At 69.4% G+C, this 11,848-nt stretch carries 12 protein-coding genes; 11 read left to right on the forward strand and 1 reads right to left on the reverse strand.

Going from position 1 to position 11,848, the window contains the following annotated elements; translation table 11 throughout:
* The first annotated feature begins 146 nt into the window (after nt 1-146).
* From JWQ91_RS12280 to JWQ91_RS12305, 6 genes are all read left to right on the forward strand, one after another.
* Nucleotides 147-1,109: a sugar ABC transporter substrate-binding protein gene (locus JWQ91_RS12280; protein WP_297784399.1), complete on the forward strand. Its 963-nt coding sequence runs from the start codon at nt 147-149 to the stop codon at nt 1,107-1,109.
* A 66-nt stretch (nt 1,110-1,175) separates the two neighbouring features.
* Nucleotides 1,176-2,222 (forward strand): ABC transporter permease, encoded by a 1,047-nt coding sequence (locus tag JWQ91_RS12285; protein ID WP_297784402.1) that lies wholly within the window; start codon nt 1,176-1,178, stop codon nt 2,220-2,222.
* Nucleotides 2,219-3,118, forward strand: a complete 900-nt coding sequence (locus JWQ91_RS12290; RefSeq protein WP_297784405.1) for an ATP-binding cassette domain-containing protein — start codon at nt 2,219-2,221, stop codon at nt 3,116-3,118. Before JWQ91_RS12285 ends, JWQ91_RS12290 begins: the two co-directional genes overlap by 4 nt.
* Complete coding sequence (locus JWQ91_RS12295) at nt 3,115-4,266, forward strand: Gfo/Idh/MocA family oxidoreductase (RefSeq protein ID WP_297784408.1); 1,152 nt, start codon at nt 3,115-3,117, stop codon at nt 4,264-4,266. Before JWQ91_RS12290 ends, JWQ91_RS12295 begins: the two co-directional genes overlap by 4 nt.
* A complete protein-coding gene (locus tag JWQ91_RS12300) occupies nt 4,263-5,258 on the forward strand; it encodes a Gfo/Idh/MocA family oxidoreductase (protein ID WP_297784410.1) in 996 nt (331 codons plus the stop codon). Before JWQ91_RS12295 ends, JWQ91_RS12300 begins: the two co-directional genes overlap by 4 nt.
* Nucleotides 5,255-6,043 carry a TIM barrel protein gene (locus tag JWQ91_RS12305; RefSeq protein WP_297784412.1) on the forward strand — a complete coding sequence of 263 codons (789 nt, stop codon included), beginning with the start codon at nt 5,255-5,257 and terminating at the stop codon, nt 6,041-6,043. Before JWQ91_RS12300 ends, JWQ91_RS12305 begins: the two co-directional genes overlap by 4 nt.
* Nucleotides 6,044-6,154: 111 nt before the next feature.
* Here JWQ91_RS12305 and JWQ91_RS12310 read toward each other — a convergent pair whose 3' ends face one another.
* The gene (locus JWQ91_RS12310) at nt 6,155-7,183 is read right to left on the reverse strand and encodes a LacI family DNA-binding transcriptional regulator (protein WP_297784415.1); all 1,029 of its coding nucleotides are present in this window, start codon (nt 7,181-7,183) and stop codon (nt 6,155-6,157) included.
* Nucleotides 7,184-7,288: 105 nt separating this feature from the next.
* Between JWQ91_RS12310 and JWQ91_RS12315 the strand changes: the two genes are divergently transcribed.
* The 5 genes from JWQ91_RS12315 to clpX form a co-directional block, all read left to right on the forward strand.
* On the forward strand, nt 7,289-8,482 hold the full coding sequence (locus JWQ91_RS12315; RefSeq protein ID WP_297784418.1) for a phytanoyl-CoA dioxygenase family protein: 1,194 nt from the start codon (nt 7,289-7,291) through the stop codon (nt 8,480-8,482).
* Nucleotides 8,475-9,257: an SDR family oxidoreductase gene (locus tag JWQ91_RS12320; protein ID WP_297784421.1), complete on the forward strand. Its 783-nt coding sequence runs from the start codon at nt 8,475-8,477 to the stop codon at nt 9,255-9,257. Before JWQ91_RS12315 ends, JWQ91_RS12320 begins: the two co-directional genes overlap by 8 nt.
* 126 nt (nt 9,258-9,383) lie before the next feature.
* Complete coding sequence (locus tag JWQ91_RS12325) at nt 9,384-9,959, forward strand: ATP-dependent Clp protease proteolytic subunit (protein ID WP_297784429.1); 576 nt, start codon at nt 9,384-9,386, stop codon at nt 9,957-9,959.
* Complete coding sequence (locus tag JWQ91_RS12330; RefSeq protein WP_297784424.1) at nt 9,956-10,558, forward strand: ATP-dependent Clp protease proteolytic subunit; 603 nt, start codon at nt 9,956-9,958, stop codon at nt 10,556-10,558. Before JWQ91_RS12325 ends, JWQ91_RS12330 begins: the two co-directional genes overlap by 4 nt.
* Before the next feature lie 135 nt (nt 10,559-10,693).
* Nucleotides 10,694-11,848: ATP-dependent Clp protease ATP-binding subunit ClpX (clpX, locus tag JWQ91_RS12335; RefSeq protein WP_297784427.1), on the forward strand; the 1,155-nt coding region annotated here is incomplete at its 3' end.

An 11,848-nucleotide genomic window follows, 5' to 3' on the forward strand; every position in this document is an offset into this window, starting at 1 on the left:
ATCCATGGTCCCGAAGGTGTGAGGTTCTACACCCAGGCGAAGGTGGTCACCACCCGGTGGCCCCACGTCAGTGAGGAATCCCTCGCCCAGCTGAACTTCCCGACGGCACAATGACGCCGGGTCACCACGGAGAGAACAGGAACACCATGAAGAGAATCAAGATCGTCGGCATCGTCGCCGCCGCCGGCGCGCTCCTCGCGGCATGCAGCGGCACGGGCAGCGACAGCGGCACGGCCGAGACCGCCAAGAAGGACTACACCTACGCCGTCGTCACGCACGGCGCACCGGGCGACGCCTTCTGGGACCGGGTCAAGTCCGGTGCCGAGCAGGCCGGCAAGGACTACGGCGTCAAGGTCGAGTACAGCTCGGACGCCGACCCGGCCAAGCAGTCGCAGCTGATCGACGGCGCGGTCGCCGACAAGGTCGACGGCATCGTCGTCTCGATGGCCAACCCGGACGGGCTCGAGGACAGCATCAAGAAGGCCGTCGCCGCGGGCGTGCCGGTCGTCTCGATCAACTCCGGCGTCGACAAGTTCAAGGACTTCGGCGCGATCACCCACATCGGCCAGACCGAGACGATCGCCGGCGAGGCCGTCGGCGAGCGGCTCAAGAGCGAGGGCCTCAAGAACGGCATCTGCGTCATCCAGGAGGCCGGCAACATCGGCCTGGAGGAGCGGTGCAAGGCCGCGGCCGCGAAGTTCGGCGGCAAGATGACCAACCTGCAGGTCGACGGCACGGACGACTCCGCCGTCCAGGCCACGATCACCTCGAAGCTGCAGGCCGACAAGAGCATCGACACCGTCCTGACCCTCGGTGGCCAGTACGCGATCGACGCCGTCGGCTCGGTCGAGGAGGCCGGCAGCTCGGCCAAGATCGCCACGTTCGACCTCTCCGAGGACGTCATCAAGGACATCCAGTCCGGCAAGATCCTCTTCGCGGTCGACCAGCAGCCCTACGTCCAGGGCTTCCTGGGCGTCACCACGCTGTACCTGAAGGACATCAACGGCAACGACGTGGGCGGCGGACAGCCCGTCAACTCGGGCCCGGCCTTCATCACCAAGGAGAACGCCGACGCGGTCCTGAAGTTCGCCGCTAACGGAACCCGCTGACCTGACCTGCGCAGGGGCCCGGCCCGTCCGGGCCCCTGCGCAGTCAGCCCGACATTGGAGCAGAACATGGCGACAGCCACCGTGGGAGACGAGCGCATCGCGCGGACGTCGACCCTCACCAAACTCATGAAACGTCCGGAGATCGGGGCCCTCGCGGCCGCCATCGTGATCTTCATCTTCTTCGCCGTCACGACCGATGCCTTCGCGACCGCGAGCGGCGCCAGCACCTGGCTGCGCGGGGCATCCACGATCGGCATCATGGCCGTCGCGGTCGCCCTGCTCATGATCGGTGGCGAGTTCGACCTGTCGGCCGGAGCCATCACGGGCTTCAGCGGTCTTGTCGTGGGTGTCCTCACGACGGAGTACGGGGTCAACATCTGGGCCGCGATCTTCGTGTCGCTCGGACTGTGCCTGTTGATCGGGGCCATCAACGGCATCCTGGTCATGCGCACGGGGCTGCCGAGCTTCATCGTGACCCTCGGGACGTTCTTCGTCCTGCAGGGCATCGACCTGGCCGGGACGAAGTCGCTGATCGGCCAGGTGGCGATCCAGGGCATGTCGAACGTGCCGTACTACGACCAGGCCAAGAAGCTCTTCGGCTCGGCGCTGGACATCAACGGCTCCGAGCCGGGCGGTGCGATCTACGCCTCGGTGTTCTGGTGGATCGGCCTGACGGCGATCGCGACCTGGGTCCTGTTGCGGACCCGGACCGGCAACTGGATCTTCTCGGTCGGCGGCCAGCAGGTCGCGGCCCGGCAGATCGGCGTCCCGGTCTTCAAGACCAAGGTCGGACTCTTCATGACGACCGCGGGAGCCGGCTGGCTCGTCGGCATGCTGCTGCTCTTCACGACGTCGACGGTGCAGAGCAACACCGGCGTCGGCCAGGAGTTCATCTACATCATCTGCGCCGTGGTCGGTGGCTGCCTCATGACCGGCGGCTACGGCTCGGCGATCGGCGCTGCGTTGGGCGCGCTGATCTACGGCATGGTCAATCAGGGAATCGTCTACTCGGGCTGGGACAACAACTGGCTCAAGGCTTTCCTGGGAGTGATGCTCCTCGGAGCGGTGCTCCTCAACGAGTGGGTACGCAAGAGGGCGGAGACAGCACGATGATCGGAAAGTCCACGGAGTCCAGCACGTCCAACAAGATCCAGGACGCGAGCAACACGTCCGTCCCGGCCGCTCGCGGCACGGCGGTCATCGAGGTCCGCGACATCGGGAAGCGCTACGGCAACATCATCGCGCTCAGCGACGTCTCGACGTCGGTCCGCGCGGGGGAGGTCACCTGCGTCCTGGGGGACAACGGCGCCGGCAAGTCGACGTTCATCAAGATCCTCGCCGGAGCGCACGAGCACTCCGACGGAGAGCTCCTGATCGACGCGGAGCCGACGACGTTGTCGAGCCCCCGCGCGGCGCTCGAGCTCGGCATCGCGACGGTCTACCAGGACCTCGCGGTCGTCCCGCTCATGCCGGTGTGGCGCAACTTCTTCCTCGGCAGCGAGATCACCCAGGGCGTCGGGCCGTTCCGCAAGCTCGACGTCGAGGCGATGAAGCGGATCAGCAAGTCCGAGCTCGCCGCGATGGGCATCGACCTGCGTGACGTGGAGCAGCCGATCGGGACGCTGTCCGGCGGCGAGCGCCAGTGCGTCGCGATCGCCCGGGCGGTCTACTTCGGTGCCCGCGTGCTGATCCTGGACGAGCCGACCGCCGCGCTCGGCGTCAAGCAGTCGGGTGTCGTGCTGAAGTACATCGCCAAGGCGCGTGAGCGTGGCCTCGGCGTCGTGTTCATCACCCACAACCCGCACCACGCCTACCCGGTCGGCGACCGCTTCATGCTGCTGCGCCGCGGCAAGAGCATGGGCGACTTCCCCAAGAGCGAGATGACCCTCGAGGAGCTGACCTCGATGATGGCCGGCGGCGCCGAGCTGGAGTCGCTCGCGCACGAGCTCGAGAACGAGATGGGGGCGGACTCCGAGGTCGCCCAGGCCATGAAGGCGGAGGTCCAGTGACGACGGAGCTGCGAGTCGGCATCGTCGGGTTCGGCTGGATGGGCCAGGTGCACGCCCGTGCCCTGTCCCGCCTGCTCCAGCACTACCCGGACGCGCCGCTGCGCCCCCGCCTCGTCGCGGTGGCCGACAACGCGCCCGACGACCGCACCAAGCGGGCCGCCGACGCCTACGGGTTCGAGCACCTCGTGACCGACTGGCGCGAGCTCGTCACGCACGACGAGGTCGACCTGGTCTGCGTGACGGGGCCCAACTTCATCCACCGTGACGTGGCCGTCGCGGCGGCGGAGGCCGGCAAGCACCTGTGGGTCGAGAAGCCGGCCGGTCGTGACGCGGCGGAGACCGCCGAGATCGTCGCGGCGGTCGAGGCCGCGGGCGTGCAGGCCGCGGCCGGCTTCAACTACCGCAACGTGCCGGCCGTCGAACGGGCCCGCGAGATCGTCGCGTCGGGCCGCATCGGCACGGTCGAGCACACCACGGTCCGCTTCCTCGCGGACTACTCGGCCGACCCCGACGCCGCGCTGTCGTGGCGGTTCCAGAACCAGTACGCCGGCAGCGGCGTCCTGGGCGACCTCGTGAGCCACGCCGCCGACCTGGTGCAGCACGTCGTCGCGCCGATCGCCGAGCTCGTGGTCGACCGGGCGACGTTCATCCCGCAGCGCCGGGCGGCGCTGCCCGGTGCGATGCACTACGAGAAGGGCGCCGGTGAGCTCGGCGACGTCGAGAACGAGGACTACGTCAACGCGTTGTTCCGTCTCGCGGACGGCTCGCGCGGCATCCTGGAGTCGAGCCGCACCGCGGTCGGCGAGCAGAACACCTACGGCTTCGAGGTGCACGGCACCACGGGTGCCGTCGCGTGGGACTTCCGCCGCATGAACGAGCTGCGGGTCTGCGCCGGCCAGGACTACCTCAACGGCTTCTACGCCACGGAGTACGCCGGTCCGGGCGACGGCGAGCTCAGCGTCTTCCAGCCCGGCACCAACAATCCCATCGGCTTCGACGACCTCAAGGTCGTCGAGGCCCGCCGCCTCGTCGAGTCCATCGCGACCGGCAAGCCGGTCGGCGCCACGATCCGCGACGCCCTGGCGGCGGCGAAGGTCGTCGACGCCATGATCCTGTCCTCCAACGAACGAAAGTGGGTCTCCCTGTGAGCTCCAAGCTGAAGGTCGGCGTCGTCGGCGCCGGCGCGATGGGAGCGTCGCACGTCGCGACGCTCGCCGCCGGTGTCCCGTCCGCCCAGGTCATCCGGGTCTTCGACATGGACACGGCCCGCGCCAAGTCCGTCGCCGAGGCGGTCGGCGGCGAGGCCGCCGACTCCGCCGAGGCGCTGATCGCCGACCCCGAGGTCGATGCGATCGTCATCGCGTCCCCGGACTTCACCCACGCCGACCTGGCCATCGCGGCGATCGCCGCCGGCAAGCAGGTCCTGTGCGAGAAGCCGCTGGCCGTGACCGCCGAGGACGCGCGTCGTGTCGTCGACGCCGAGGTCGCCGCCGGCCGACGGTTCGTCCAGGTCGGGTTCAACCGCCGCTTCGACCCCGGCTTCGTGGACCTCAAGGGGTCGATCGCCGACGGGTCCCTGGGCGAGGTGCGCCTGCTGCACGGGATCCACCGCAACGCGTCCAACACGACCAGCACCGACGACGCGACCCTCGTGACGGGCTCGATGATCCACGAGTTCGACACGTTCCGCTGGCTGCTCGACGACGAGGTCGTGGGCATCCGCGTCGAGTCGCCGATCACCGAGGGCTTCCGCGACCCGCAGGTCGCGACCCTGTGGATGGCCGACGGCCAGATGATCACGGCCGAGGTGTTCTGCAACGCGGCCTACGGCTACGACGTCCGTGTCGAGGTCGTCGGCACGGGTGGGTCCGCGACCCTGGAGCCGCGCACCCCCGTCGTGCGCCGCATCGGCGGCCAGGGGAGCAGCTCGATCGGCAGCGACTTCGTGGCGCACTTCATCGAGTCCTACCGGCTCGAGCTCGCCGCGTGGGCCGATGCCTCGCTCGCGGGTGACGTCGTCGGCGCGACCGCGTGGGACGGCTACGTCGCCAACCTGGTCGCCGCCTCGGGTGTCGCGGCTCTGCACTCCGGCGCCCGCGAGGCCGTCGACGTGCCGGAGCGCCCCGAGCTCTACGGATGAGCTTCCAGCTGGCGGTCTGCGCCGAGATGGTGTTCACGGACCTGCCGCTGCTGGAGCGGGTCGAGCGGATCCATGCGGCCGGCTTCGCGGTGGAGATCTGGGACTGGACGCAGAAGGACGCCGCGGCGCTGGCCGCGACTGGCGCGGCGTTCACGTCGATGACGGGGTACGTGACGGGCGACCTGATCACCCCGGCCGGGGCGGACGACCTGCTGCGCACGGCGGAGGCGTCGATCCCGTTCGCGCAGGCGATCGGGTGCCCGTCGCTCAACCTGCACGGCACGGGGCTCGGGGAGGGTGGCATCCCGGTGCTCCCCGTCGAGGTCGTGACGGGCGACATGTGGCTGGCCGCCGGACGTACGTTGGCGCGGATCGCGGAGCTGGGGGAGCGGCACGGCGTGACGTTCGTGCTGGAGAACCTCAACACCGAGGTCGACCACCCCGGCACGCCGTTCGCGCGGGCGGCCGACACCTTGGCGCTCGTCGCGGCGGTCGACAGCCCGCACCTGAAGATGAACCTCGACCTCTACCACGCGCAGATCGGGGAGGGGAACCTCGTCGAGCTGATCCGGCGCGCCGCCCCGCACGTCGGCGAGGTGCAGGTCGCGGACGTCCCGGGCCGGTGCGAGCCGGGCACGGGGGAGGTGCGCTGGGCGTTCGTCGCCCGGGCGCTGGCCGACGCGGGCTATGACGGCGTGGTGGCGATGGAGGCCTTTGCCTCCGACCCGTCCGTCGAGGGCTCGGTCCGGGCCCTGGAAGGCTTCCGCGAGGCCTTCACCCTCTGACGGTTTACCACGGTCCCTCGGCAACCTGTCACATCCCGTGGGATGTCTCCTGCGGGATGTGCAGGTCTGCTGAGGGACCGTGGTAATCCGACACCGCGCCGCGGGTGTCCCTCAGCGGAACGCGCTGGGCTCGTTGTACGGGGTGACGACCTGGATCGGGGAGGGCAGCGACACGACGGGACCGGGGACGGCGCCGTGGGCCTGCAGGATGATCCGGCAGATCCGCCGCACGTCGTCGCGCAGGTCGTGGTGCACCACCGCGGACAGGCGACGCTGCCGCAGCAGCGCGGCGTTGTCCTCGTCGAGGTCGTGCGCGATGAACACCCGGCAGTCCCGGCCGGCCCGCCGGAACGCCTCGAGGGTCGCGACGTTGCCACCCCCGATCGAGTAGACCGCGTCGATCGCCGGGTCCGCCCGCAGCGCCGCCCCGACCGCCTCCGGCATCGACGCGTCGAGGCCGTCGGTCCCGGTGACCGCGCGGACCGCCCTGCCCGGTGCGAGCGACGCCAAGGTGTCCCGGAACCCGGCGGCACGGTCGTCCTCGCCGCGGAACGTCGTGTTGCTGAGAGTCATCAGCACCGTCCCGACGTGGTCCGCCGTCCACGACGTGACGAGGTACGCCGCGGTCGCCCCGGCGGCCCGGTTGTCGATGCCGACGTACGCCAGTCGGCGGCTCGCGGGCAGGTCCGTCACGAGCGTCACGACGGGGATGCCGCGATCCACGAGCTCCCCCACGGCGGCCGTGACCTCCGGGGTGTCGGGCGCCTTGAGGATCACGCCCTGCGAGCCGCGCTGCGCGACCCGCCGGAGCGTCCGCACGACCTCCGCGGGGGAGCTGGACTCCTGCAGGTGGAACCGTGACCGGATCACGGCCGGGCGCAGGTGCGGGAGCTCGGCCTCCAACGCCTGGCGGACCGCGGCCGAGAACCGTGCGGGGGTCTGCATCACGAGGTCGACGAGGAACGTACGCCCGGCGATCCGCAGCTGGGAGGCCTGACGGTCGAGCTCGGCGATCGCCTGCTCGACCTCCGCCACCGTCCCGGCGCGCACGCCGGGGCGGCCGTTGACGACCCGGTCCACGGTGGCCAGGCTGAGCCCCGACTGCTGGGCGATCTCGCGCAGCCGATAGCGGTGGCCCATCCTGTGCTCCGCATCACTCTGAGGTGTTCTTGAGGGGTTTTGCGTCCGCGGCGATCCTACGCCCGCCACTACCGTCGAGACGTACCCCGACCCCAGGAGACGACCATGACCAGCACGTTGCACGGCTCGCAGGCCCGGCCCGCCCGGCTGCGCGAGGACGACTGCCGCCTCGACGACTTCGCCGCCGTCGTCGAGGCCACGACCGATGCCGCCGACTACCCGTTCGCCGCCCGCGTCGACCACGACGTCCTGGTCTACGAGGCCGCCGCGCTGCGTCCCGTGATCGCCGACCCCGCACGGCGTGAGGACGTCGAGGCCGAGCTCGTCCGGGCCCTGTCCGACGGTCCCGGCATCGTCGTGCTGGCCGGCGCGTTCGACGATCACGCGGTCGTCGACCGGGTCACGGCGGTGTTCGACGAGATCATCGAGGCCGAGCGCCTCGCCGGCACCGCGCCCGGCGACCACTTCGCCAAGCCGGGCGCCAACAGCCGGGTGTGGAACGCGCTGGAGAAGCTCGCGGTCCGCGACCCCGAGGCGTTCGTCGACTACTACGCCAACGACCTGCTCGCGCTGATCTCGCGGTCGTGGCTCGGCCCGGGCTACCAGATCACCTCTCAGGTCAACGTCGTCCGTCCCGGCGGTGTCGCGCAGGACCCGCACCGCGACTACCACCTCGGCTTCCTGGCCAACGACGTCGTGGAGCAGTACCCCACCCACGTGCACCTGCTGTCGCCCGTGCTGACGCTGCAGGGTGCCGTGGCGCACTCCGACATGCCGGTCGAGAGCGGGCCGACGATGTACCTCCCGCACTCGCACAAGTACGCCCCCGGCTACCTCGCGTGGCGCCGACCGGAGTTCCGGGCGTACTTCGCCGAGCACCACGTGCAGCTGCCGCTGGCCAAGGGGGACGCCGCGTTCTTCAACCCCGCGGTGTTCCACGGAGCCGGCAACAACGTGTCCGCCGACGTCCAGCGCATGGCCAACCTGCTGCAGGTCTCGTCGGGCTTCGGCCGGGCGATGGAGGCCGTGGACCGGGCCCGCGTGTCGAGGTCGGTCTATCCCGTGCTGGCGGCGCGACAGGATGCCGGTGCCGACCCGGGCCGGCTCGCGAACGCGATCGCCGCGACCGCCGAGGGCTACCCGTTCCCGACCAACCTGGACCTCGACCAGCCGATCGACGGGCTGACGCCGCTGTCCCAGGCCGAGATCCTGCACCAGGCGCTGGACGAGGGCTGGCCGGCGAGCCGGGTCGACGAGGCACTCGCCGGGTACGCCGATCGGCGGCGCACGGATGGCTGACCTCCTGACCGACCGCGTCGTCCTGGTCAGCGGGGGAACGCAGGGCGTCGGCGCCGGCATCGCCCGCGCCGCCGTCCGGGAGGGCGCCTCCGTCGTGGTGACGGGGCGACGCGCCGACGTCGGCGAGGCGTTCGCGAAGGAGCTGCGGACGCTTGGCAGCGACGATGCGGTCTTCGTGCAGGCGGACCTCGCCGACCTCGACCAGGCCCGGCACACCGTCGCGGCCACGATCGAGGCGTTCGGTCGCATTGACAGCCTCGTCAACGCCGCGGGCCTCACCAGCCGGGGCTCGCTGCTCGACACGACACCCGAGCTGTTCGACGACCACGTCGCGGTCAACCTCAAGGCGCCGTTCTTCCTGATGCAGGCGGCCGTCGCCGACATGGTCGGCCGCGGCGCACCCGGGACGATCGTCAACGTCCTGACGATGTCGGCGCACGGCGGCCAGCCGCACCTCGCGCCGTACTCGACGACCAAGGCCGGGCTCGCGGGCCTGACCCGCAACGCCGCCCACGCCCACCGGTGGGACCGGATCCGGATCAACGGCGTCAACATCGGCTGGACCGAGACCGAGGGCGAGGACGTCGTGCAGCGCAGGTTCCACGGCGCCGACGACACATGGCTCGCGAAGGCGGCGGCGACCCAGCCCATGGGGCAGCTCGGCCAGGTCGACGACATGGCGGCGCTCGTGGTGCTGCTGCTGTCGGACCGCAGCGGTGTCGTGACGGGCTCGGTCATCGACTGGGACCAGCACGTCATCGGCGGCCTGGACTGAGGCGTGTCGAGCGGCGCGGCGTATGCCGTCAGCGAACAGCCGTGTTTTCGCGTGTGTTCGCGTCGTGGCCCGTCTAGGTTTGGGGACGTGAACCTATCTGCCAGCACCAGCCCACTGTCGCCGAGGATGGCCGGCGAGGCCGGCCCCTCGGATCTCGACGGCCACATCTACCAGCGACTCCTCAAGGAACGCATCGTGTTCCTCGGCTCCGAGGTGCGCGACGCCAACTCCAACGCGATCTGCGCGCAGATGCTGCTGCTCAACGCCGAGGACCCGCAGGCCGACATCTTCCTCTACATCAACTCCCCGGGCGGCTCGGTCGACTCGGGCATGGCGATCTACGACACGATGCAGTTCATCTCGAACGACGTCGCGACGTTCGGCATGGGCCTGGCCGCGTCGATGGGGCAGTTCCTGCTCGCGGCCGGCACGGCGGGCAAGCGCTACGCGCTGCCGCACGCGCGCATCATGATGCACCAGCCCTCGGGCGGCATCGGTGGCTCGGCGTCGGACATCAAGATCCAGGCCGAGCAGAGCGTCCTGCTCAAGAAGCAGCTCAACCAGCTGCAGTCCCAGCACAGTGGACAGACCGTCGAGCAGATCGAGCTCGACTCCGACCGCGACCGGTGGTTCACGCCGGAGCAGGCCAAGGAGTACGGCCTCATCGATCACGTCGTGTCGAGCGCAGGAGACATCTCATGAGCTACTACATCCCCCAGTGGGAAGAGCGCACGTCGTACGGGTTCCGTCGCATCGATCCCTACACCAAGCTGTTCGAGGACCGCATCATCATGCTGGGCACCCCGATCACCGACGACGTCGCCAATGCCGTCATGGCGCAGCTCATGTCGCTGCAGGCGATGGACCCGGACCGTGACATCAGCATCTACATCAACAGCCCCGGTGGTTCGTTCACCGCGCTGACGGCGATCTATGACACGATCCGCTACATCAAGCCCGACGTGCAGACGCTGTGCCTGGGCCAGGCCGCCTCGGCCGCCGCGATCCTGCTCGCCGCCGGCACCCCCGGCAAGCGGCTGGCGCTGCCCAACAGCCGCATCCTGATCCACCAGCCCTACACCGAGGGCACCGGCGGTCAGATCTCCGACCTGGAGATCCAGGCCAACGAGATCTTCCGCATGCGCGAGCTGATGGAGAAGATGATCTCCGACGCCACGGGCAAGTCGATCGAGGAAGTCAGCAAGGACGTCGACCGCGACAAGATCCTCACGGCTCAGCAGGCCGTCGAGTACGGTCTCGTCGACGAGGTCCTCAACACCCTCAAGGTCCCCGCGATCTGATTTCATCTCGCACCACGTCATCCGGAGTGGTGACCGAGACGACGAGGCATTTCGCCGCTACGGTGGAATTCTGGTCGCTCGGTCGCCCGCCCGGACCGAGCACTGCAGCATCTCCGTTCGAAAGGGACTCCCCGCATGGCACGCATTGGTGAAACGGCTGATCTGCTGAAATGTTCTTTCTGTGGAAAGAGCCAGAAGCAGGTCAAGAAGCTCATCGCCGGGCCGGGGGTCTACATCTGTGACGAGTGCATCGACCTCTGCAACGAGATCATCGAGGAAGAGCTCGCCGAGGGTGCCGAGCTGAGCCTGGGCGAGCTGCCCAAGCCGCAGGAGATCTTCGACTTCCTCAACGGCTACGTCATCGGCCAGGACGGCGCCAAGAAGTCGCTGGCGGTGGCGGTCTACAACCACTACAAGCGGGTCCAGGCGCAGGCCGCCGGCGCGCGCACCAAGGACGACCAGGTCGAGCTGGCCAAGTCCAACATCCTGCTCGTCGGCCCGACCGGGTGCGGCAAGACGTACCTCGCCCAGACCCTCGCGCGCATGCTCAACGTGCCGTTCGCGATCGCCGACGCCACCGCGCTGACCGAGGCCGGCTACGTCGGCGAGGACGTCGAGAACATCCTGCTCAAGCTGATCCAGGCCGCGGACTACGACGTCAAGAAGGCCGAGACCGGCATCATCTACATCGACGAGGTCGACAAGATCTCGCGCAAGAGCGAGAACCCGTCCATCACGCGCGACGTGTCGGGCGAGGGCGTGCAGCAGGCGCTCCTGAAGATCCTCGAGGGCACCGTTGCGTCGGTGCCGCCACAGGGTGGGCGTAAGCATCCACACAAGGAGTTCATCCAGATCGACACGACCAACGTGCTGTTCATCGTGGCGGGCGCGTTCGCCGGTCTCGACGACATCATCTCCCAGCGTGCCGGCAAGAAGGGCATCGGTTTCGGCGCCCCGCTGCACAGCAAGGGCGACGACATCAACCTCTTCAGCGAGGTGCTGCCGGAAGACCTGCACAAGTTCGGTCTGATCCCCGAGTTCATCGGCCGGCTCCCCGTGGTGACCACCGTCACGCAGCTCGACCAGGTGGCGCTCATGCAGATCCTCACCGTGCCCAAGAACGCCCTGGTACGTCAGTACCAGCGCATGTTCGAGCTGGACGGCGTTGAGCTCGACTTCGAACAGCCCGCCCTCGAGGCGATCGCCGACCTCGCGGTGCTGCGCAAGACCGGCGCCCGCGGCCTCCGCGCCATCATGGAGGAGGTGCTCGGCCCGATCATGTTCGAGGTG

This window comes from Aeromicrobium sp., assembly GCF_025965075.1.
Lineage (GTDB): Bacteria > Actinomycetota > Actinomycetes > Propionibacteriales > Nocardioidaceae > Aeromicrobium.